The sequence below is a fragment of the Kribbella voronezhensis genome, assembly GCF_004365175.1.
In the GTDB taxonomy this organism is placed as follows: Bacteria; Actinomycetota; Actinomycetes; order Propionibacteriales; family Kribbellaceae; genus Kribbella; species Kribbella voronezhensis.
Map to the genome: position 1 here is coordinate 4,266,216 of NZ_SOCE01000001.1, position 20,551 is coordinate 4,286,766.

Consider the following 20,551-nt stretch of genomic DNA (forward strand, 5'->3'; position numbering starts at 1 on the left):
ATGCTCCCCGGGTGGGAAGTCAGGGTGCGGGCCGGGTGCTGGGCGTCAATCTGCGCGCACGGCGCGACGAGCAGGGGATCTCGCTGTCGGAACTGGCCCGGCGGTCGGGGATCGCCAAGGGCACGCTGTCGCAACTGGAGTCCGGCGCGGGCAACCCGACGATCGAAACGGTGTTCAGTCTGTCGAACGCTCTCGGCGTCCCGGTCTCGTCGCTGCTGAACGAGCCGCCGGCTTCGGACCTGGTCGTCGTCCGCTCGGCCGAGCTGGATGTGCTCAGCGGTGACGCCGTCGACCTCAGGATGCTGCGGCGGCTCGAACATCCCGGCAGCCTGTTCGAGATCTACGACCAGCGGATCAGGCCGGGAGTCGTCCAGCACTCGGCCGGCCATCCCGGAACCGAACATCACGTCGTGCTGTCCGGACAGCTCAGGCTCGCCACCCGCGGCCGGGTGCACGAGATCGGCCCGGGGGACTACCTGGCGTTCCGGGCGGACGGGCCGCACGAGTACGAGGCGCTCGGTGGGCCGGTGGCCTCGGTGCTGCTGCTCGAGTACCCCTCGGACCTGACCACCCCGGCCCTCACCACCATCCACCCGCCGAGCTGATCGCCGGCCCGCGCCCCATTGACCGGAGGTGGGCAGCGCGCCTACGCTCGAAGCGTTCATTCTATTGAACGCCGACGAGAGGTGACGATGTCCCAGCCGAGCGGTGCCGACGTGGTGGTCGTCGGCGCGGGGATCATCGGTGCCGCCTGCGCGGAGGCCCTCTCGGCCGCGGGCGTGCGCGTGATCGTGGTCGATCGCGGGGCGCCGGCATCGGGTACTACGGCCGCCGGTGAGGGCAACGTCCTCGTCTCCGACAAGGAGCCCGGTCCCGAGCTCGCCCTCGCGATCGCCTCGCGCCGCGAGTGGCCCGCCGTACTGGCTCGCCTGCCGGAGCGGACGGCGGACGTCGAGTGGGAGGACAAGGGCGGCCTCGTCGTGGCGACGACCGATCCCGGCCCGCTCGCGGCGTTCGCCCAGAAGCAGCAAGCGGCCGGTGTCGACGCCCGGGTGATCACACCGGCTGACGCGTTCGAGCTCGAACCGTTGCTCACCCGAGCGATCACGGCGGCCGTGCACTACCCCGAGGACGCCCAACTCCAGCCCGTCCTGGCGGCGACAGCACTGCTGGCCGGAGTACGGGCTCGTGGTGGGCAGGTGCGGGCAGGAGTCACTGCACAGTCCGTACTACGTGACGCGGGCGGCCGGGTGATCGCGTTGGAGACCGACGCGGGCACGATCCCCTGCGGCGCAGTACTCAATGCTTGTGGTCCCTGGGCCGGGTCGTTCGGTGCAGCGGCCGGCGCCGCCATCGAGATCCACCCGCGTCGCGGCATGATCCTGGTGACGTCGCCGTTGCCGGAGTGCGTCAAGCACAAGGTGTACGACGCGGACTACGTCGGTGCCGTCGGGAGTGGGGACGCGGAGTTGCAGACGTCGACGGTGGTCGAGTCGACTCGTGCGGGGACGGTGCTGATCGGGTCGAGCCGGGAGCGGATCGGCTTCGACGACTCCGTGCGGGTCAAGGTGCTGCGCGAGTTGGCGCGGAAGGCGGTCGGCCTGTTCCCGTTCCTGGGTGAGGTCGCGGTGATGCGGGCGTACGGCGGGTTTCGGCCGTACGCGCCGGATCATCTGCCGGTCATCGGTGCGGACCCGCGGATCCAGGGTCTGTGGCACGCGACCGGGCACGAGGGCGCCGGGATCGGGCTCGCCGCGTCGACCGGGCGGCTGATCACCGAGCTCTTCCTCGGGCTCGAGCCGCACGTCGATCCCGCTCCGTTCCGGGTGGACCGGCCGGCCGTGATCGAGGCGATGGAGCCGACGCCATGAGCCCGTATCTTCGGTCGTCCGAAGGCGATCCGGCTCAGCCGCGACCGCAGGAGCCGATCTCGGTGGTGGTCGACGGCGCGCCGGTCGAAGCCCTGCCCGGGCAGACGGTCGCAGCGGTCCTGATGACCGCTGGTCGCGAATCCTGGCGGACAACCCGTACCGCGGGTCGCCCGCGCGGCGTGTTCTGCGGCATCGGCGCCTGCTTCGACTGCCTGGTCGTCGTCAACGGCACCCCGGACGTCCGCGCCTGCCAACGCACGATCGCCCCCGGCGACACCATCACCAGCCAAGCCGGCGCAGTCCTTCCAGAGCAGACTCGAAAGGCCGAAGCATCGGTCGGGGAGAACGTCCACGCGGAGGTCGTCGTGGTTGGGGGAGGGCCGGCCGGGATTGCGGCGGCGTTGGCTGCGGCTGACGGCGGGGCCCAGGTTCTGCTGGTGGATGGTGGGCGGCAGTTGGGCGGGCAGTTCCATCGGCAACTGCCGGCGGAGTTCCGTCCCGGGAAGCCTGAGCGGCTGCAGCATGGCTGGTCCTCGTTCAAGAAGCAGGTCGATCGGATCGCCGGGCACCCGCGGATCGACGTACTGATGGAAACGTCCGTGTGGGCGATCGAGTCGCCTCCGGACGGCCATCGGTTGTGGGTGCAGACAGGACCTGCGGATGCGATCGGCCGGACGCCAAGGGCCGTTGACGCCAAGGCCGTTGTGTTGGCGACCGGTGCCTACGATCGTGTGTTGCCGTTCCCTGGATGGGATCTACCCGGCGTCTACAGCGCGGGCGCGGCGCAGACGCTGGCCAAGGGGCAGCGGATCGCTGTCGGCCGGAAGGTCCTGCTGGCCGGGACCGGGCCGTTCCTCTTCCCGGTCGCGGAGTCACTGATCGGTGTCGGCGCCGAGGTCGTCGCAGTACTGGAGGCCAACAGGTTGATGCGGTCGGCCCGCGGCTGGCTCACCGATCCGTTGGCCCTGACCGGCAAGGCACGCGAGGCTGTCGCGTACGCCGGCATGCTCGCCCGGCATCGGATCCCTTTCCTGCAAGGAAGAACTGTGGTCGCGGCTCACGGCGACGATCGGGTGGAACAGGTGACGACAGCCAAGCTCGACGAGGACTGGCATCCGATCCCAGGCAGCGAACGCGATCTCGAGGTGGATGCCGTGTGCCTCGGGTTCGGCTTCACCGCTCAGCTCGAGCTCGCCGTCTCCGCCCGCTGCCGACTAGGGAGTGGTCCCGACGGTGGACCAGCTGTCGAGGTGGACGAACATCAGCAGACCTCGCGACCAGGAATCTTTGCCGCCGGTGAGCTGACCGGTGTCGGTGGTGCGGATCTCGCCGCCGCCGAGGGCCGACTCGCCGGTGCTGCCGCCGCGGCTCACCTCAACGGAGCAACCCCGGCCACGGACCGCCAAGTTGCCAAAGGCAAGCGATTTGCGACGGCGCTCGCCAAGGCCTACCCGATCCAGCCCGGCTGGCAGAGCTGGAGTGGCGGCTCGACCGTCGTCTGCCGCTGTGAGGAAGTGACCCGCGGCCGGCTCGCGGACACGGTGACCGATCGCGATGTCACCGGCCAGCGCAGTCTCAAACTCACCAGCCGGGTGGGACTCGGCCTCTGTCAAGGGCGGATCTGTTCGCGGACGGCCGCCGAGCTCACCGGCATCCCGGCCGACCATCGCCGGCCTGTCGCCGTACCGGTACGACTGCAAGACCTAGCCGCTATCCAGGAGGACCTGTGACCGAGAAGCTGGACGGCGTGATCGTCGCCACCGCCCTGCCGTACGCCGAGGACGCCACGGCGCCCGCCGGGCTGCGCCCCGACCTCGACCGGTACGCCGAACACTGCCGCTGGCTGATCGAGAACGGCTGTCGCGGCGTCGGCCCGAACGGGTCACTGGGCGAGTACTCGTCCCTCACCGACGACGAGCGCCGCGCGGTGGCGAGGACGGCGATCGAGGCCGTCGGCAACGATGGTGTCGTGGTGGTGGGCGTCCACGGGGTAGGCGCCCACCAGGCCCGCTCGTGGGCCGAGAAGGCGGCCGAGGACGGGGCGGACGGCGTACTGTGCCTGCCGCCCACCATGTACCGGGCGAACCGTTCCGAGGTGATCCACCACTTCACCGAGGTCGCGAAGGCCGGGCTGCCGGTGATGGTCTACAACAACCCGCTGGACACCAAGGTCGACCTGACGCCGGACCTGCTCGCCGAGATCGCGCAGATCGAGAACGTCGTCGCGGTCAAGGAGTTCTCCGGCGACGTCCGGCGGATCCTGGAGATCAAGGAGCTCGCACCGGACCTGACCATCGTGGCGGGTGCCGACGACCTCACGCTCGAGGCGTTGCTGATGGGCGCGACCGGCTGGTTCGCGGGCTTCCCGAACGTGTTCCCGAAGGAGTCGGCGCGGTTGTTCGACCTCGCGGTGGCGGGCAAACTGCAAGAGGCGAAGGATCTGTACGAGCCACTGGTCGCGGCGTTCCGGTGGGACTCGCGGGTGGAGTTCGTGCAGGCGATCAAGTACGGCATGGACTACGTCGGCCGGTACGGCGGTCCCTGCCGCCCGCCGCGCGGTCCGCTGGTGCCGGAGCACGTCGCCCAACTGGAGCAGGACATGGTGAAGGCAGTGGAGTCACTGAGATGAGGTCGATCCGGACCATCAGTGCGATCGACTCGCACACCGAGGGGATGCCGACCCGCGTCGTCACGGGTGGCGTCGGCGTGGTCCCGGGCGCGACGATGGCCGAGCGCCGCGAGTACTTCATGAAGCACCTGGATCACCTCCGGCTGTTCCTGATGAACGAACCACGCGGGCACGCCGCGATGAGCGGTGCGATCCTGCAGCCGCCGTCGCGTCCGGATGCCGACTGGGGTGTCATCTATATCGAGGTGTCCGGCTGCCTGCCGATGTGCGGGCACGGCACGATCGGTGTCGCCACCGTGCTGGTCGAGTCCGGCATGGTCGAGCTGACCGAGCCGACCACGGTGGTCCGGCTGGACACGCCGGCCGGCCTCGTCGTCGTGGAGGTTGCCGTCAGCAACGGCCGGGCCGAACACGTGACGCTGCGCAACGTTCCGTCGTACAGTCATGTACTGGATGCGAAGGTGGACGTATCGGGTCTCGGGACGATCACCTACGACCTGGCGTACGGCGGGAACTTCTACGCGATCCTGCCGCTGGAACAGTTGGGGATCGCCTTCGACCGGGCCGAGAAGGACCGGATCCTGCAGGCCGGTCTCGACATCATGGACGCGATCAACGCCACCGACCGGCCGGTGCATCCGCTCGACCCGGGCATCAACGGCTGCAAGCACGTGCAGTTCACCGCACCCGGCCTCGACGGTGCCCACTCCCGGAACGCCATGGCGATCCACCCTGGCTGGTTCGACCGCTCTCCGTGCGGCACCGGGACGTCGGCGCGGATGGCGCAACTCCATGCCCGGGGCGAACTCGCCCTGAACACCGACTTCGTCAACGAGTCCTTCATCGGCACCCGGTTCACCGGCCGCCTGGTCGAGGAGACGACGGTCGGCGACCGGCCGGCCGTCGTACCCACGATCACCGGCCGGGCCTGGATCACGGGCACCGCCAACTATCTCCTCGATCCCGACGACCCGTTCCCGACCGGTTTCGTTCTCTAGCAGGTGAAACGGGCGGACTGGCCGGGGCGGAGTTGGGCGCAGTACGGCAGGGAACCGGCGGCGACGTAGGCGATGACGGGATAGCCGCCGGTGACCGGATGGTCGGCGAGGAAGACGACCGGAAGACCGGATGGTGGGATCTGGATGGCGCCGAGGGTCATGCCCTCGCTGGCGAGTTCGCCGTCCCGGGCGCGTTCCAGCGGGGTGCCTTCGAGTCGTACGCCGACGCGGTTGCTGTTGCTGCTGACGCCGTACCGCTGGGTGGTGAACGACGTCCAGGCCGCGTCGGTGAACCAGTCGCGGCGCGGGCCTGGGGTGACGCTGATGACCACTTCGCCGGCGGGCGGGTCCGGAACGGGCGCCAGATCGACGCCAGGCATGGGATCGTGAGCATCCCCGACTGCGAGTGTGTCGCCGGGCTGCAGTGGTGCGGGGCCAAGGCCGGACAGCAGATCGGTGGAGCGCGAGCCGAGGACAGGCGGCACATCGACACCACCCCGTACTGCGATGTAGGTGCGCAGACCGCTTCGGGGCGGACCGAGTCGGAGCACCTGGCCGGCTCGCAGGGTCGCCGGTGCATTGAGCGGCACGCCGGGGCAAGGTGCTCCGGTGACTGCGACGACCACGTCGGCGCCGGCCAGCAGTACGAGCCCGCCGAAGGTCACCTCGACCGCGGCGGCTCCCGGCCGGTTGCCGACGAGCCGGTTCGCCAACTCGTAGGACCGTTGATCGCAGGCGCCTGATCGAGGTACGCCGAGGGCGGCCTGACCGGTCCGGCCCCGGTCCTGGATCGTTGCCAACGGCCCCGTTTCCAGCACGGTCAGGGTCATCGGCGGCCGGTGTCGGTGAAACGGACCCGGCGCCCGGGATGGAGCAACGCGGCCAGCCGCCGGTCCTGGTCGAAGATCTTCACCTCGGTGCGGCCGAGCAACTGCCAGCCGCCCGGTGACTCGCGGGGATAGACCCCGCTGAACTCGCCGGCCAGGGCGACCGCTCCTGCCGGAACCTTCGTCCGCGGCGACTTGCGGCGCGGCACGTCCCAGTCGCCGGCTCCGGTCAGATAACCGAAGCCAGGAGAGAATCCGCAGAACGCCACGGTCCACTCCTCAGCGGTGTGCCGCTCGATCACCTCGCGCTGCGAGCACCCCAGCAGCTCGGCGACGTCCTGGAGATCCTCCCCGTCGTAGACGACGGGGATCTCGATCAGATCGCCCGTACCGCGACTGCCGGCCAAGGGCTCGATCGCGCCGAGACGGCGAGCCAGTCCGTCCAGCTCGCCGGTCGTCGTGACGAGGACGGTTCGGGCAGCGGGCACGATGTCGACGACGCCTTCAGGTGGGTCCTCGGCCAGCGCGGTGTAGTAGCCGAGGACCTCGTCGAGGCTCGCGAGCTCGACCAGCAGAGCGTGGTCGCCCGCCGGCAGCAGTCGCATCAGGCGGCGAACGGGCTCAGCGTGACACCCGCTCCCTCCAGCGTCAGCCGGACCCGCCGGGCGATCTCGACCGCGCCGGGGGTGTCGCCGTGCACGCAGATCGAGGCGGGGTCGAGCTTCAGCGCGCCGCCTTCACTGTCCTGGATCGGCCCACCGACCGCCATCGCGGCACACCGGGCCGCGATCTCCTCGGCGTCGTGCAGGACCGAGCCGGGCTCACGTCGCGACACCAGCGTCCCGGCCGGGGTGTAGGCCCGATCCGCGAAGGCCTCGTGGACAGTGGTCAGACCGTCCTGTGCCGCGAGGCGGAGCCAGGCCGAGCCCGCCAGGCCGAGGACGGGCAGCGACCGGTCGAAGTCGACGATCGCACCGACCACGGCCGCGGCCTGCTCCTCGTGCTCGCCGATCGTGTTGTAGAGCGCCCCGTGCGGTTTCACGTACCGGACCCGGTCGCCCGCGATCCGGGCGAACGCGTCCAGCGCGCCGAGTTGGTACAGGACCTGGTCGCGCAGGACGGCGGGTTCGACGTCGATGAACCGCCGGCCGAAACCGGGCTTGTCGTCGTACCCGACGTGGGCCCCGATCGCGACCCCGCGCTCGACCGCCCGGACGGTCACCGCCCGCATGATCGACGGCTCGCCGGCATGGAAGCCGCAGGCGATGTTGGCGCTGGTGACGACGTCGAGCAGGGCCGTGTCGTCGCCCATCGTCCAGGAGCCGAAGCCCTCACCCAGATCGGCGTTGAGATCCATCGTCAGCTCCTCAGGAGAACAGTTCGAACACCGGCTTGACCGAGCGGACGGCCAGGTAGATGGTCAGCAACCAGGCCGCACCACCGATCGCCAGTAGCCAGCGCGGGTAGTGGTACCCACGCAGCAGATCCGGACGCTGCCATGCCACCCAGAGAAGCACACCGATCCCGACCGGCAGCAGCAGCCCGTTGAAGGCCCCGGCGAACACCAGCAACTGCGTCGGTGCAGTGCCGACGGACAGGAAGATCACCGTGCTCACCGCGATGAACGCGACCACCAGGATGGTCCTCGTGCGGTCGGTCGTCTTGGTCCGCGAGGTGATGAAACTGACCGTCGTGTACGACGCGCCGATCACGCTGGTGATGGCGGCCGCCCACAGCACCACCCCGAAGGCGCGCAGCCCGAACTCGCCGGCCGCGTGCTGGAACGCCGAGGCCGCCGGGTTCTTCGGGTCGAGCGTCGCGCCGCCCGCGACCACGCCGAGGATCGCCAGGAACAGCACGATCCGCATCAGTCCGGTGATCAGGATGCCGGTGATCGAGCCGCGGCTGATGTCGCGGATGTGCTGCGGCCCGGACAGGCCCGAGTCCAGCAGGCGGTGCGCACCGGCGTACACGATGTAGCCGCCGATCGTGCCGCCGATCAGCGTGGTGATGGACAGGAACTGGACCTGGTCGGGCAGCACCACGTTCTTCAGCGCCGTACCGACCGGTGGGCCGGAGGTGATCGCCATGTACGTCGTCAGCGCGATCATCACCAGACCGAGCACGAGCACCACGCGATCCATCGCCAGCCCGGCGCGCTTCGACAAGAAGATGCCGATGGCAATCACCGCGGACAGGGCGCCGCCCCACCGGGGATCCAGGCCCAGCATCGCGTCGGTGCCCAGGCCGGTGCCGGAGACGTTGCCGATGTTGAAGACGAGCCCGCCGACGAACAACAGCGCGGCCATCACCCAGCCGAGCCCGGGCACGACCAGGTTGCCGAGCTCCTGGGCCCGCCGGCCGGAGACGCCGATCACCCGCCAGACGTTCAGCTGCAGGGCGATGTCGACCAGGATCGAGGCCGCGATGGCGAACGCGAACGCCGCGCCGAGCGAGACCGTGAAGGTGGTGGTCTGGGTGATGAAACCGGGACCGATGGCCGAGGTCGCCATCAGGAACATCGCGCCGACCAGGGTCGACCGGGTGCTCGTCTTCATCGCGGTGTCCGGCGTCTTCTTGCCGGCGGCGGGCGGTAGCTGCTTGTTCGGCATGGCGGGCTCCTGGGTCTCAGAAAGCTGTCGGGCGGTGCTCCTGTACTGCGGTCAGTAGGTGATCGATCCCCGTCGGTGACATTGAGAGTAGAGATTGTTCAACAATCCTGCAAGACTCTTGTTCCACCAAAGTTTCCTCTGGAGCCCGGGAGTGAGCGATGATGCGAAGGTGTCCACCCCGCAGCGCACCGACGACGAAGACCGGCAGGCCTGGCTGCGTGGCGTCGCTGCCGACATGGCCCGGCTGGACCGCAGCAGTTCCGCCGAGCGAGCCGCCGACGTACTGCGGCGCAGCATCACCGAGGGCGCGCTCCGGCCCGGCGCTCAGCTCTCCGAGATCGAGCTCACCGAGGTCCTCCAGGTCAGCCGGAACACTCTGCGCGAAGCCTTCCGGCTGCTCACCCACGAAGGGCTGCTGGTCTACAAGCTGCACCGCGGCGTCTTCGTGCCCGAGCTGGACGAGCGCGACGTGGTCGACCTCTTCCGGCTCCGCAGGGTGCTCGAGGTGGACGTGGTGCGCGGACTGGCCGACCGCGACTCAGCGCTGCCGGCAAGCAGGCTCGAGCCTCTGCACGCGGATGTCGAGAGCGCCAAGGCCGCCGCGCTGGCGGGCACCTGGCCCGCCGTCGGGACGGCGAACATGGGTTTCCACCGCCACCTCATCGGCCTCGCCGACAGTCCTCGCCTGGACGCCATCACCAGCCGGCTGCTGGCCGAGCTGCGGCTGCTCTTCCACGTCATGGCGACCCCGCGCGAGCTCCACGAGCCGTACATCGCCCGCAACCAGGCCATCCTCGAGCTGCTCGAAGCCCGCGACTACGAGCAGGCTGCGGACGACCTGCACCGCTACTTGGTCGACTCGGAGAAGGGCCTGCTCGCCGCCTTCAAGGCGCGCTAGTACTGCGCGGGTAGGTGCGCCGTGCTGACCCCGGCCGACGCGCGTACGGCGTACCGAGGTGGTCTGGTCGCTCCGACGACCGGGCATGCGCCGGGATTCACCCAGGCGAATCTGGTCGTGCTGCCCCGCGAGTGGGCCTACGACATGTTGCTCTTCGGGCAACGCAACCCGGTGCCGGTGCCGCTGCTGGACGTCACCGACACCGGCTCGTTCCGTACTGCGCTGGCGCCCGGGGCCGACCTCCGAACCGATCTGCCGCGCTACCGCGTGTGGCGGGACGGCGAGCTGGTCGACGAACCGGCTGACGTCGTCGACCTGTGGCGCGACGACCTGGTGAGCTTCCTGATCGGCTGCAGTTTCAGCTTCGAACAGGCGCTGCTGGACGCGGGAGTTCCGGTGCGCAACCTGGAGCAGGGGCGCAATGTGGCGATGTACCGGACCTTGACCGAGTGCCGTCCCGCCGGCCGGTTGCGCGGCCCGCTGGTGGTGTCGATGCGGCCGATTCCGGCCGGGCTGGTGGCGACCGCCGTACAGGTGACAGCACGGATGCCGCGGGTTCATGGAGCGCCCGTCCACATCGGTTCACCGGCCGACCTGGGCATCGCCGATCTGGCGCGGCCGGACTTCGGTGAACCGGTTTACGCCGAGCCGGGTGATGTGCCGGTCTTTTGGGGTTGCGGAGTGACACCCCAAGCTGCGTTGATGGATTCACGGCCCCCGTTCGCGATCACCCATGCCCCCGGGCACATGTTCGTGACCGACGTGCCGGACAGCGCCTATCGAGAGTTCTAGCTTCCAGGGGGAGCAAAGCATGACTGAAGACCGGACCGAGGAACAGCGCAAGTCGTACCGTCCGATCGACGCGAAGGGTTTCCGCGAGTCGATCGGCCGGAACTGGGGACCGGTGGATCGGTCGGTGGTGCTGCCCGACGGTCTGGCCGAGGCGGCGGCGGAGCACCGCCGGCAACTCGCCGCCGCGCTGCCCGGTCGCCGGATCGCGATCGCCGCTGGGCACTCCCCGGTCCGGTCGAACGACACCGACTACCGGTTCCGCGCGGACAGCGACTTCGTCTGGCTGACCGGTTGCCAGGCCGAGGGCGCGGTGCTGGTGATCTCCGCCGACGGCGACTCCACGCTGTACCTGCGCGAGACGGCCGGCCAGGACGAGGTCGACTTCTTCGCGAACGCGCGCGACGGGGAGCTGTGGATCGGCCCGGTGCCGGGATTGAAGGACTGGTCCGACGCGCTCGGGATCGCCTGCCGCCCGCTGGAGGAGCTCTCCTCGGCCGTGCGCGGCGCCGTACCGTTCATGCTCGCCACGTACGGCGTGGACCCGGTGCTCGACGGGCTCGTGCGCACCTCGCCGTACGACGGGAACACGCTGCGGCAGACGCTGGCCGAGTTGCGCCGGATCAAGGACGACTGGGAGATCGACCAACTCCGCGAGGCGGTCGCCGCGAGTGTGCAGGCGTTCGCCGACGTCGCCCGGGAGCTTCCCGAAGCGGTGCGCGGGGGCGGGGAGCGGTGGCTGGAGGGGACCTTCGACCGACGCGCCCGGAGCGCCGGGAACGGCGTCGGCTATGCGTCGATCGTTGCTGCGGGCAACCATGCGCCGGTGCTGCACTGGGTGCGCAACGACGGCGCGGTTCGCGAGGGTGACGTGATCCTGCTCGACGCGGGGGTGGAGACGCGGACGCTCTATACGGCCGACGTCACCCGGACCTTCCCGGTCACCGGCGAGTACACGAGTGCGCAGCGGCAGGTGTACGACCTGGTCCACCAGGCGCAGCTCGCCGCTCTCGACGCGGTTCGCCCGGGTGCGCCGTATCGGGCCTTCCAGTACGAGGCGATGCGCGTGCTCGTCGAGGGGTTGCGTGACTGGGGGCTGATCGACGTCTCGCTGGACGAAGCACTCGGGCCCGACGGTCAGCAGCACCGCCGGTACGTCGTGTGCGGGCTCGGGCACTACATCGGTCTCGACGTCCACGACTGCGACGCGGCCCGGCCGGAGACCTACTTCGCCGCGGACCTGGAGGTCGGGATGGCGCTGGCGGTCGAGCCCGGCCTCTACTTCCACCCGAACGACGAGACGGTTCCGCCGGAGCTGCGCGGCATCGGCATCCGGATCGAGGACAACGTCGTGGTCCACGCCGATCGCACGGAAATCCTCACCGCCGACCTCCCGATCACCGCCGACGGACTGGAGCAATGGGTCAAGGCCAACCTGCCCGGTTGAGCACTACTGAGGGTCACGAAAAGGGCACTGAGAAAAAGTTGGTCACGTGCTGTAACACTCGGCAGGCCGGGACCGATGTAGCGAGCGGGGGAGGGTCAAACTCGGCCCGGCGCGTGGCAGTGGGGGGCCGCGACCACGCGCCGGCCGGGCTGACCCCGACTGGGACCCGGGGGGGACCCAGGGCGTTTCCCCGGTTCGGGGGGATTTCGATGAACCTGCGAGTGCGGGTCGTGCGCTGCGCATGCGCCGGGGGCCATCACTGGTACGCCGACATCGACGATGCGGACGACTTGCAGCCCGACGACCCGTTCTGGTTCGTCGACGGCTGCCCGACCCAGTCCCGCGCGCTCGAGATCGCCTGCGCCCAGTTGCAGTTGCTGTCGGGCGAGGCGATCTCCGGTCGCCAGCTCACCAGGGTCCAGGAAGCTCACCTGGTCCACGTCTGAGTCAGCCGGTGGGCTGCACCGCCGGGCAACTGGTTCCGCGGGGAGGGACCTGCAATGACACCAGGTACTTGTCGATGGTGGCCTGCACGCACGGGCTCTTGTTGTAGCTACCGTGCCCCCAGCCCTGGTACGTCAGCAGTACGCCGTTGCGGCCCAGTTGGCGCGCCACGTCCGTCGCCCAGTTGTAGCCCGTGGCCGGGTCGTGGATGGCGTTGGACAGCAGGATCGGGGTCGTCAGGTGTCGTACGGCCAGGTTCCGCTGGGGATTCGGCACCGGGCGAAGACCGAGACACGACGTGACGGCGAGCAGCTGACCCGGATATTTGAAGTCAGGCGTGTTCCGGGCCAGCCGCTTCAGGTAGCCGGCGAATTCACGGTAGTCGCGGACCGGAAGGCTGAAGTCGCGGCAGAACGGCGCGAACGTGTTCGCCTGCAGGCCGGACGGGACCGGAGGTTGCCCGGTCGGCGGCGTGCTCGCGTCGAGCTGCTGCAGAACATCGCCCAGCCTGACCCACTGGGGTGCGTAGAGCAGCCGGAAGACGGCATAGGACAAGAAGAACGGAGTCGTCGGGTACTGCGGGCGCTGCGGGTCCGGCACCTCGCCACGGCCCGCCCTGGTGAGCAGATCCGCCCAGAGGGCGTGCACGTCCCGGCCGTGCAAGGCGCAAGTGGTTGCCGAGGCGCACCATTTCACGAATTCGTCGAAGGAATCCTGCGCGGTGCCGGCCTCCGCGTCGAGGAACTGGCGGGTCGTTGCCGTCCCGTGGTCGAAGACGCTTTCCAGCACCATGGCCCGGACATTCTTCGGGTACCGCTCGGCGTACTGTGCGCCCAGAAGTGTCCCGTACGAGCTGCCGTGGAAGGTCAGCTGCGATTCCCCGAGAGCGATGCGGATCGCGTTGAGGTCCTGAACCGTCTGCAAGGTGTCGATGTGGTCGTAGACCGGTCCGGTGTTCGCTCTGCAGTCCTCGGCCAGCTTGCGGTTGTAGGCGATCGTCTGGTCGAACTCGACCTGGCTGCCGATGATCGGCGACGGCCGCTGCGCGAGGAGAGCGGCCGAGCACTTCACCGGATTGCTGCGGGCGATTCCGCGCGGGTCGAAGCTGACGATGTCGAACCGGTTCTGCAGGTCGGCACTGAAGCGGCTCATCCCGGTTCTGATCCGGTCGACGCCGGAGTCACCAGGGCCGCCCGGCCCGAAGATCAGCGAGCCCACGCGCGCCTTCTTCGCAGTACGGCGTGCTACCGCCAGGGCGAAGGTCGGTCCCGCTGGGTCGTTCCAGTCGACCGGCACCTGCAGGGTGGCGCATTGTGAGCCTCTGATGAGCTCCTTGTCTTCCTCGGTGTCGCCAGGCTCGGGGAGGCAGTCCTTCCACTGCAGGGCTCTGACGACGGCTGGTGGTGGTTCGGCGGTGGCCGGTACGACGACGGCGCCGGTCGAGGCGACGCCGAGGATCGCAGCGCACGCGATGGTCCTGCTGGGTTTGAGGAGCACTTCGGATCCTTTGGTCGGGGATGCTCTCGATCCTCGGCAAACGTCTTCCGTGGCGCATCGGGGGTGACCCCGGACCGATCCCCTGAATGGTTGGGGGGACTTGTTAGGGTCACTGACCTGATGACTGAGACGACTCTCGACGCACCCGTCCGGCCCAAGCACGCGACCTGGTTCCGTGCCGTGGCGATCGCCGAGGCGGTGTCCTGGACCGGGCTGCTGATCGGCATGCTGTTCAAGTACGTGCTGTCCGACAACGAGCTCGGGGTGCAGATCTTCGGGCCGATCCACGGCACGATCTTCATCGCCTACGTGATCACGGTCGCCGTCGTGCGCAAGCCGCTGGGCTGGACCTGGCCGACCACCTTGCTCGCCCTGGCCGCCAGCATTCCGCCCCTGTTCACCTGGTTCTTCGAACTCTGGGCCGAGCGCACCGACCGCCTGACCCGCTGAACTCAACCGCAGCGTTCGCACGGCTTGCGGGTGCGCGCGTAGTACCCGTACGTCGCTGTCGTCAGCCCGAGGCCCCAGACCAGGTAGCAGGGCACGGCTACCCAGAAGAAGGCCGCCGGCAAGTCGATGCCGTCGAACACGCGCTCGCCCTGGAGCGCCTCCGTGATCATCTGGATCAGCCCGACACCGAAGTACGCCGTGATGCCGGCGCCCAGCGCTGCGCCTGGCAGCAACAGCATCCAGCGGGGGAACACACGGCCGAGCCGGTAGACGAGGAGTAGCGGCAGGGCGACGCCCGCGAGCAGGAATCCGCCCTCGAACAGCAGTACCGACGGGCCGGCGTCGTACGGGATGACGTCGAACCCCACTGCGGCCTGCGCGGCCAGGCGACCGAGGCAGCCGGCCACGGCGAGCCAGGCGCCCGCGGTTGCCCAGGCAGTTGGGAGCGTGGAGCGCTTGCCCACGCAGTACAGGCAGGTGGGGTCCAGTTGGCGCCGGCGAGCCAGGGCAGTCGCGGCGAGGAGTGCTGCGCCGGTCAGGCCGCCTGCTCTGCTGAGTAGTGCCGGGAGGTCGAACGGCAGCCCGAGCCCCGGCAGTGCCGCGCCGACGAGGTCCAGAAGGGCTAGGGCGCAGACTGCGACCCATCCGGCGGCTGCGGCCCAAGTGGTGACGATCAGTGCGCGGGAGCGTGGCCAGCGAGTGACAGCGAGCACCAGACCGGCGCTGGCGAGGCAGGCGGCGACTGATGCCCAGGCGGGGATCAGTAGGTCGCTCGGGAGGATCCAGTCAGGTGCGTGCCCGATGGCGAACCACACTCGTACTGCGCCGTAGGTGAGGGCCCAGATCAGAGCGAGCCGCGGTGCCCAGGGCATCCACCTGGGCCCGGTCCGAGCGCCTGTGCCCGGTTCGGTCGGCTGCCGCGAGGCGTCCGGCGTACGGGCCGTCGTTGTCATAGGGCCAGGGTCCGTTGCCGGGAGGCGTCGCGGATCCATCGCTCGGGGGAACAGTCTCCTTCGCCGGATTGACTGCTGCCGTCGGCTCGCCGTACGGTCACGGCGTCCGACTACAACCGCACAGCAGCCGCATGAACCCGTGCGGGAGAGACCCGGGCTCGACCCGGGCGCCGTAGGAGCAACTCTCCCCAAGAATCTCTCAGGCACCTTCACCGCACGGGCGAGGCACCTCTGGAAGACGTCAGGTCTGACAGAGCGGGGAGGCAAACCAAACGGTCAACGACGACCGGAAGGAATCCTCCACATGGCGATCAGCGTCTTCGATCTGTTCAGCGTCGGGATCGGCCCGTCGAGTTCCCACACGGTGGGACCGATGCGAGCCGCCCGTACGTTCGCCCTCGGCCTCGCCGCCGACGGCCTGCTCACCCGTACGACGGCCGTCGAGTCCCAGTTGTTCGGCTCACTCGGCGCGACCGGGCACGGGCACGGCAGCAACAAGGCGGTCCTGCTCGGACTAGAAGGTGAAGACCCCGAAACGGTCGACACCCGGTCCGTCGACGATCGGGTCAAGGCGATTCTTGCCGCCCGCCGGATCCGGCTCGCGGGTGAGCAGGAGATCGCCTTCGACCCCGATACGCAGTTGGTGATGCACCGGCGCAAGGCGCTGCCGTACCACCCGAACGGGATGACCTTCGTGGCCCGGGCCGCCGACGGCGCCGTACTGCGGGAGCGCACCTACTACTCGGTCGGCGGCGGCTTCGTGGTCGACGAGAACGCGGCCGCGGGCGACCGGATCGTGCTCGACCGGACCCCGCTGAAGTACCCGTTCCTGACCGGCGCCGAACTGCTGGACCGCTGCCGCGAGTCGCAGTTGCCGATCAGCGAGGTGATGCTCGCGAACGAACTGGCCTGGCGGACCGAGCCCGAGATCCGCGCCGGGCTGTTGCACATCTGGCAAGTGATGCAGGACTGCGTGCAGGAGGGCTGCGAGACCGAGGGCGTGCTGCCGGGCGGTTTGAAGGTGCCACGTCGGGCGCATTCGCTGCACCAGAAGCTGAGTCGCGATCCGTGGTCGGTCGATCCGCTGAAGGTGATGGACTGGGTCAATCTCTTCGCGCTGGCGGTGAACGAGCAGAACGCGTCGGGCGGACGGATCGTGACCGCGCCGACGAACGGTGCCGCGGGCATCATTCCCGCCGTACTGCACTACTACCGGCGATTCGTGCCTGGGGCAACGGACGACGGCGTGGTCCGGTTCTTGCTGACGGCGGCCGCGATCGGCGTTCTCTACAAGGAGAATGCGTCGATCTCGGGCGCCGAGGTGGGCTGTCAGGGCGAGGTCGGGTCGGCCTGCTCGATGGCGGCGGCCGGGCTGTGCGAAGTACTCGGCGGCAGTCCCGAGCAGGTGGAGAACGCGGCCGAGATCGCGATGGAACACAACCTCGGCCTGACCTGCGACCCGGTCGGCGGCCTGGTCCAGATCCCTTGTATCGAACGGAATGCGATGGCCTCGGTGAAGGCGATCAACGCGGCCCGGATGGCGATGCACGGCGACGGTGTCCACGTCGTCACCCTGGACAAGGTGATCAAGACGATGCGCGAGACCGGCGCGGACATGAAGATCAAGTACAAGGAGACCTCCCGCGGCGGCCTCGCCGTCAACGTCATCGAATGCTGAGCGCCGCCGGGTCCTCGACATGAGCGTTGTGGCCGAGGCCCGGCAGGGTGATCACCTTGTCGTGCAGAGCGGTGAGCTGGGCGTCGGTGTTCATCGGATCCAGCTCACCGCGAGCCAGTACTACGGAAGCCTGGCCGGCCCGTAGTAGTTCAGGCATGTCCGGAGCGCCGACACCGAAGGCTTTCGGGTCCAACGCCAGCCGCCAGCGACCGCCTTCGTGCTGCAGGCCGTGGTCGACGGAGTCGTCGGACGGATCAACCAGGCCTTGCAGTCCGGAGACTTTCAGGTAGCGAGCAGCCGCCTCGTCGCGAGTGTCGAACCACGTGATCGGACGTTGCGCCAACGCGCCGGCCCTGGCGAGTTCGTCGTCCGACCAGACCACCTTGACGCCCAGAGCGATCACGGTGGCGACCTGGACGCCGTACCGACCGCTCGCGAGTTCCAGCGCGATGACGCCGCCCAGCGAGTGGCCGACGACGGTGAGGTCGCTGCTTCCTTGGAGCTCCTCGGCCACGGCGGCGGCCATGGAGGAGAACGTGTACTCCGGCAGGCGGGCCGCCGTTCCGTGGCCGGGCAGGTCGGGCGCGAGCGAGCCGTCGTTCAGGGAGCGGAAGCCGTCCCAGACCCGGCCGGTCGCTCCGAGGCCGTGCAGCAGCAGGACTGTCATCGCAGCAGCTTCGCACAGCGGCGGCGGGCCCGCGTCGGCATCGGGCGAGGCGCTACCAGGGCATGGTGCCCGTGAGGCTGAGGTACTGCGCGGTCGGGCCGTCCTGGTCGATGCGGGCCAGCCGGATGATGATCTCGGCGCCCTCTTCGATCGTCTGGTAGCCGTTGTGGCCGTTGAAATCGGTGGCGGTGTAGCCGGGGTCGACGACGTTGATCCGCATCCCGGGGTACTGGCGGGCGTACTGGATCGTGAGCATGTTCAGCGCCGCCTTGGACGACGAGTAGGCGAAGGTCGGCACCCAGACGGGGGCGGCGTCCTTGTTGCCTTCGGGGTCGGCGGCCACCGTCAGTGAGCCGAGACCGCTGCTCACGTTGACGACCACCGGGTTGTCGCTCTTCTCGAGCAGGGGCAGGAAGGTTCTGAGCATCCGGACCACGCCGAAGACGTTGGTGTCGAAGACCTTCTGGAAGGTCGCGGTGTCGTCGTCCCTGCTGCCCGGGATGCCGGCGTTGTTGACGAGGACGTCCAGGTGGCCGGCCTCGTCCTGGATCGTCTGCGCCGCCGCGCGGACCGAGTCGTCGTCGGTGACGTCGAGCTGGACGAAGCGACCGCCGAGGCGGTCAGCCGCTTGCCGGCCGCGCTCCGGGTCGCGGGCGCCGACGTACACGGTGTGGCCGGCGGCGATGAGCTGACGGGCGGTTTCGAAGCCGAGGCTCTTGTTGGCCCCGGTGATCAAGGTTGTTGTCATGCTTCGACTCTGCTCGGGGCGGCGGAGAACAGGTAGTGCACGGGTTTGCCTAGGGAACCGCAGTACCAGGCTGTTGTGTGCGGGTTCGCGGATACTGGACCGGTGGGAGAACTCGGGAAGACCTTGCATGCGTGGCGTGACCGGGTGGCTCCGGCGGAAGCCGGCCTGACGACAGGCGGCGTACGGCGTGCGCCCGGGTTGCGGCGCGAGGAGCTCGCTCAGCTGGCCGGGCTCTCGGTCGACTACGTGATCCGGCTGGAGCAAGGACGGTCGTCCACGCCGTCCGTCCAGGTGCTCACCGCGCTGGCCCGTGCGCTCCGGCTTTCCGATGCCGAGCGCAACCATCTCTTCGCGCTGGCGGGTCAGGTCGAACCGTCGGCCGGCTACATCTCGACGTACATCCCGCCAGGTGTGCAGCGCCTGGTCGACCAACTCGAGGGCGCACCGCTCAGTGTCTGCGACGCGGCCTGGAACATGGTGAGCTGGAACTCCTTGTGGGCGGCGCTGATGGGCGACCCGTCCGGCCTACGCGGTCGCGAGCGCAACGTCATCTGGCGGCATTTCGCTCCGTCGGCCGCTGAGGTTCCGGGCGGCTTCAGTCGCGTGGTCCAGACTCCCGAGCAGGCCGAGCACTTCCGCGCGGCGATGGTCACCGATCTCCGCGCAGCCACCGCCCGCTACCCCAAGGACGCGGACCTGCGCTCGCTGATCAAGGACCTCCGCGAGGCCAGTGACCTCTTCGCCACCCTCTGGGACGACCGCCCGATGGCCTTCCACGGCTCCGAACGCAAAACCGTCAACCACCCCGATGTCGGCGCCCTCACCCTCGACTGCGACGTCCTCACCGCCCCCGGCAGCGACCTCCGCCTCGTCGTCTACACAGCCGCCCCCACCACGGACTCCGCCGAGAAACTCCGCCTCCTCTCAGTCCTGGGCCTCCAAACCATCACCTGAGCAACAGCCGGTCCGCGGCGGGTAGCTGCGCCGCGTGGGGAGTGTCAGAAGGCGTCGACGTCGCTGGTGGAGGCGTTGCCCAGGAGGCTGGGTTTGAGGCCGATCTTCCAGCCTTCGTTCTTGCCGAAGCCCTGGTCGAACTTGGAGAAGCTGCAGTCGGAGCTGAACTGGCGGCGCTTGGCGTTCCAGTCTTTTCCGGTCTTGTAGTAGATGTGGTACTTCCCGCCGATCCGGCTGATCGTCGCCGTCTTCTTCGCCTGCACGAACATCATCACGTGCGGCTTGCTCGGCGGCTGGCCGTCGGTGACGACGGAGATCGCGACGTCCTTGTCGGTCCCGTTCTCGACCTGGAGCCGGCCGGAACCGCGGGCGCCGGAGCGCACGATGATGTCACCGTTCGACGGGCGCTGGTCGGCCGGCTCGGGGCCCAGGTTCGGCAGGGTGCTGCCGAAGCGGATGCCGGCCTTCTTCAGCAGTGCGACGGCGCTGGCCAGGTCGGTGGTCAGCTTCCGCTGGAGGCTCTGCGACGTGTAGACGACACCACCGCACTTGGCGTTGGACACCGCGTCGTCGTTCTCGCTCCCGGACAGGTTGTCGCTGGCCACCTGCAGACGCGCCTGCAAGGCCTTGTGCGCAGCGGCTGCGGCAGCCGGCGGCTTCACGTCCTCGAGAGCGGACTTCTCGGTCTCCAGCAACTGCGACAGCCCGGTCATCGCATCGGCGAGGTTGTCGCCGTTGTTGGCCGTGCTGAGAGCCTTGATCGCCGGCGCGAGCCGGGCATCCAGCTCGGTCAGACTCGTCTGGTACTGCGCCGCGGTCAGCGGGCCGACAGGCGTCGTGACGACCGGCGTGGGCGTCTCCACCGGGTCGCTGCTCGTCGTCACCGGCGCCGAACTCGACTGCGTCGTCGAGCCGGCGTCGTCCTTCGACGAGGTCCCGCACCCGGTCGCCAGACCGACCACGGCAAGCCCGATCGTGACGCACAAAAGCTTCTTCACACTGCCCCCCAGATCTTGTCGTCCCCTTGAGAACAAAGCTTAAGTGGGCCCACCGACAACGGCGACCCGACTGTCCACAGGGTGCAGACGC

Annotated in this window: 21 protein-coding genes and 1 riboswitch; of the genes, 12 read left to right on the top strand and 9 right to left on the bottom strand. The window is 69.1% G+C overall.

All coding sequences use genetic code 11. The features are described 5' to 3' along the window. Window positions 1-11: 11 nt before the first annotated feature. The 5 genes from EV138_RS19825 (at window position 12) to EV138_RS19845 (ending at window position 5,498) form a co-directional block, all read left to right on the top strand. The gene (locus tag EV138_RS19825; protein ID WP_133980353.1) at window positions 12-605 is read left to right on the top strand and encodes a helix-turn-helix domain-containing protein; all 594 of its coding nucleotides are present in this window, start codon (window positions 12-14) and stop codon (window positions 603-605) included. Window positions 606-692: 87 nt separating this feature from the next. Continuing rightward, window positions 693-1,871, top strand: a complete 1,179-nt coding sequence (locus EV138_RS19830; protein WP_133980354.1) for an NAD(P)/FAD-dependent oxidoreductase — start codon at window positions 693-695, stop codon at window positions 1,869-1,871. Then, window positions 1,868-3,601, top strand: a complete 1,734-nt coding sequence (locus EV138_RS19835) for an FAD-dependent oxidoreductase (protein ID WP_133980355.1) — start codon at window positions 1,868-1,870, stop codon at window positions 3,599-3,601. The genes EV138_RS19830 and EV138_RS19835 overlap by 4 nt, the downstream gene beginning before the upstream one ends. After that, complete coding sequence (locus EV138_RS19840; RefSeq protein ID WP_133980356.1) at window positions 3,598-4,500, top strand: dihydrodipicolinate synthase family protein; 903 nt, start codon at window positions 3,598-3,600, stop codon at window positions 4,498-4,500. The genes EV138_RS19835 and EV138_RS19840 overlap by 4 nt, the downstream gene beginning before the upstream one ends. Next, window positions 4,497-5,498, top strand: coding sequence for a proline racemase family protein (locus tag EV138_RS19845; protein WP_133980357.1), 1,002 nt, complete (start codon window positions 4,497-4,499; stop codon window positions 5,496-5,498). The genes EV138_RS19840 and EV138_RS19845 overlap by 4 nt, the downstream gene beginning before the upstream one ends. Here the strand turns inward: EV138_RS19845 and EV138_RS19850 are convergent. The 4 genes from EV138_RS19850 to EV138_RS19865 are packed head-to-tail and all read right to left on the bottom strand — an operon-like array spanning window position 5,495 to window position 8,937. Further along, complete coding sequence (locus tag EV138_RS19850) at window positions 5,495-6,328, bottom strand: 5-oxoprolinase subunit C family protein (protein ID WP_133980358.1); 834 nt, start codon at window positions 6,326-6,328, stop codon at window positions 5,495-5,497. The two genes, EV138_RS19845 and EV138_RS19850, sit on opposite strands and share 4 nt — an antisense overlap. Beyond that, a complete protein-coding gene (locus tag EV138_RS19855; protein ID WP_133980359.1) occupies window positions 6,325-6,930 on the bottom strand; it encodes a 5-oxoprolinase subunit B family protein in 606 nt (201 codons plus the stop codon). Before EV138_RS19855 ends, EV138_RS19850 begins: the two co-directional genes overlap by 4 nt. Continuing rightward, complete coding sequence (locus EV138_RS19860; protein WP_202866770.1) at window positions 6,930-7,682, bottom strand: LamB/YcsF family protein; 753 nt, start codon at window positions 7,680-7,682, stop codon at window positions 6,930-6,932. The genes EV138_RS19855 and EV138_RS19860 overlap by 1 nt, the downstream gene beginning before the upstream one ends. A gap of 10 nt (window positions 7,683-7,692) precedes the next feature. Then, a complete protein-coding gene (locus EV138_RS19865) occupies window positions 7,693-8,937 on the bottom strand; it encodes an NRAMP family divalent metal transporter (protein WP_238158239.1) in 1,245 nt (414 codons plus the stop codon). Window positions 8,938-9,088: 151 nt separating this feature from the next. On the opposite strand from EV138_RS19865, the gene EV138_RS19870 reads away from it, so the two are divergent. From EV138_RS19870 to EV138_RS19885, 4 genes are all read left to right on the top strand, one after another. After that, window positions 9,089-9,835: a GntR family transcriptional regulator gene (locus EV138_RS19870; RefSeq protein ID WP_238158240.1), complete on the top strand. Its 747-nt coding sequence runs from the start codon at window positions 9,089-9,091 to the stop codon at window positions 9,833-9,835. Window positions 9,836-9,856: 21 nt separating this feature from the next. After that, window positions 9,857-10,627 carry a putative hydro-lyase gene (locus EV138_RS19875; RefSeq protein ID WP_202866771.1) on the top strand — a complete coding sequence of 257 codons (771 nt, stop codon included), beginning with the start codon at window positions 9,857-9,859 and terminating at the stop codon, window positions 10,625-10,627. 19 nt (window positions 10,628-10,646) lie between these two features. After that, window positions 10,647-12,071, top strand: a complete 1,425-nt coding sequence (locus tag EV138_RS19880; protein ID WP_133980361.1) for an aminopeptidase P family protein — start codon at window positions 10,647-10,649, stop codon at window positions 12,069-12,071. Between the two features lie 209 nt (window positions 12,072-12,280). After that, the gene (locus tag EV138_RS19885; RefSeq protein WP_133980362.1) at window positions 12,281-12,517 is read left to right on the top strand and encodes a hypothetical protein; all 237 of its coding nucleotides are present in this window, start codon (window positions 12,281-12,283) and stop codon (window positions 12,515-12,517) included. A gap of 1 nt (window position 12,518) precedes the next feature. Here the strand turns inward: EV138_RS19885 and EV138_RS19890 are convergent, their stop codons facing one another. Continuing rightward, window positions 12,519-14,012, bottom strand: coding sequence for an alpha/beta hydrolase (locus EV138_RS19890; protein WP_238158241.1), 1,494 nt, complete (start codon window positions 14,010-14,012; stop codon window positions 12,519-12,521). 120 nt (window positions 14,013-14,132) lie between these two features. Between EV138_RS19890 and EV138_RS19895 the strand changes: the two genes are divergently transcribed. Continuing rightward, complete coding sequence (locus EV138_RS19895; RefSeq protein WP_133980363.1) at window positions 14,133-14,462, top strand: DUF3817 domain-containing protein; 330 nt, start codon at window positions 14,133-14,135, stop codon at window positions 14,460-14,462. Window positions 14,463-14,464: 2 nt separating this feature from the next. Here the strand turns inward: EV138_RS19895 and EV138_RS19900 are convergent, their stop codons facing one another. After that, window positions 14,465-15,415 (bottom strand): hypothetical protein, encoded by a 951-nt coding sequence (locus tag EV138_RS19900; RefSeq protein WP_133980364.1) that lies wholly within the window; start codon window positions 15,413-15,415, stop codon window positions 14,465-14,467. 132 nt (window positions 15,416-15,547) lie between these two features. After that, window positions 15,548-15,640, top strand: a riboswitch (glycine riboswitch). Window positions 15,641-15,719: 79 nt separating this feature from the next. Between EV138_RS19900 and EV138_RS19905 the strand changes: the two genes are divergently transcribed. After that, a complete protein-coding gene (locus EV138_RS19905; protein ID WP_133980365.1) occupies window positions 15,720-17,093 on the top strand; it encodes an L-serine ammonia-lyase in 1,374 nt (457 codons plus the stop codon). Here EV138_RS19905 and EV138_RS19910 read toward each other — a convergent pair. Both EV138_RS19910 and EV138_RS19915 read right to left on the bottom strand, forming a co-directional pair. Continuing rightward, window positions 17,080-17,760: an alpha/beta fold hydrolase gene (locus EV138_RS19910; protein ID WP_133980366.1), complete on the bottom strand. Its 681-nt coding sequence runs from the start codon at window positions 17,758-17,760 to the stop codon at window positions 17,080-17,082. The two genes, EV138_RS19905 and EV138_RS19910, sit on opposite strands and share 14 nt — an antisense overlap. 52 nt (window positions 17,761-17,812) lie before the next feature. Continuing rightward, window positions 17,813-18,508, bottom strand: a complete 696-nt coding sequence (locus EV138_RS19915) for an SDR family oxidoreductase (protein ID WP_133980367.1) — start codon at window positions 18,506-18,508, stop codon at window positions 17,813-17,815. A 102-nt stretch (window positions 18,509-18,610) separates the two neighbouring features. On the opposite strand from EV138_RS19915, the gene EV138_RS19920 reads away from it, so the two are divergent. After that, window positions 18,611-19,462 carry a helix-turn-helix transcriptional regulator gene (locus tag EV138_RS19920; protein ID WP_133980368.1) on the top strand — a complete coding sequence of 284 codons (852 nt, stop codon included), beginning with the start codon at window positions 18,611-18,613 and terminating at the stop codon, window positions 19,460-19,462. A 44-nt stretch (window positions 19,463-19,506) separates the two neighbouring features. Here the strand turns inward: EV138_RS19920 and EV138_RS19925 are convergent, their stop codons facing one another. Then, window positions 19,507-20,460 carry a hypothetical protein gene (locus tag EV138_RS19925; protein WP_133980369.1) on the bottom strand — a complete coding sequence of 318 codons (954 nt, stop codon included), beginning with the start codon at window positions 20,458-20,460 and terminating at the stop codon, window positions 19,507-19,509. Between the last annotated feature and the right edge of the window lie 91 nt (window positions 20,461-20,551).

Excerpts from the sequence above, each read along its gene's own strand:
- EV138_RS19845 (WP_133980357.1), top strand. The coding sequence starts at position 4,497 with ATGAGGTCGATCCGGACCATCAGTGCGATCGACTCGCACACCGAGGGG.
- EV138_RS19850 (WP_133980358.1), bottom strand. The coding sequence starts at position 6,328 with ATGACCCTGACCGTGCTGGAAACGGGGCCGTTGGCAACGATCCAGGAC.
- EV138_RS19830 (WP_133980354.1), top strand. The coding sequence starts at position 693 with ATGTCCCAGCCGAGCGGTGCCGACGTGGTGGTCGTCGGCGCGGGGATC.
- EV138_RS19895 (WP_133980363.1), top strand. The coding sequence starts at position 14,133 with ATGACTGAGACGACTCTCGACGCACCCGTCCGGCCCAAGCACGCGACC.
- EV138_RS19885 (WP_133980362.1), top strand. The coding sequence starts at position 12,281 with ATGAACCTGCGAGTGCGGGTCGTGCGCTGCGCATGCGCCGGGGGCCAT.
- EV138_RS19860 (WP_202866770.1), bottom strand. The coding sequence starts at position 7,682 with ATGGATCTCAACGCCGATCTGGGTGAGGGCTTCGGCTCCTGGACGATG.
- EV138_RS19880 (WP_133980361.1), top strand. The coding sequence starts at position 10,647 with ATGACTGAAGACCGGACCGAGGAACAGCGCAAGTCGTACCGTCCGATC.
- EV138_RS19855 (WP_133980359.1), bottom strand. The coding sequence starts at position 6,930 with ATGCGACTGCTGCCGGCGGGCGACCACGCTCTGCTGGTCGAGCTCGCG.
- EV138_RS19865 (WP_238158239.1), bottom strand. The coding sequence starts at position 8,937 with ATGCCGAACAAGCAGCTACCGCCCGCCGCCGGCAAGAAGACGCCGGAC.
- EV138_RS19900 (WP_133980364.1), bottom strand. The coding sequence starts at position 15,415 with ATGACAACGACGGCCCGTACGCCGGACGCCTCGCGGCAGCCGACCGAA.
- EV138_RS19835 (WP_133980355.1), top strand. The coding sequence starts at position 1,868 with ATGAGCCCGTATCTTCGGTCGTCCGAAGGCGATCCGGCTCAGCCGCGA.
- EV138_RS19910 (WP_133980366.1), bottom strand. The coding sequence starts at position 17,760 with ATGACAGTCCTGCTGCTGCACGGCCTCGGAGCGACCGGCCGGGTCTGG.
- EV138_RS19915 (WP_133980367.1), bottom strand. The coding sequence starts at position 18,508 with ATGACAACAACCTTGATCACCGGGGCCAACAAGAGCCTCGGCTTCGAA.
- EV138_RS19905 (WP_133980365.1), top strand. The coding sequence starts at position 15,720 with ATGGCGATCAGCGTCTTCGATCTGTTCAGCGTCGGGATCGGCCCGTCG.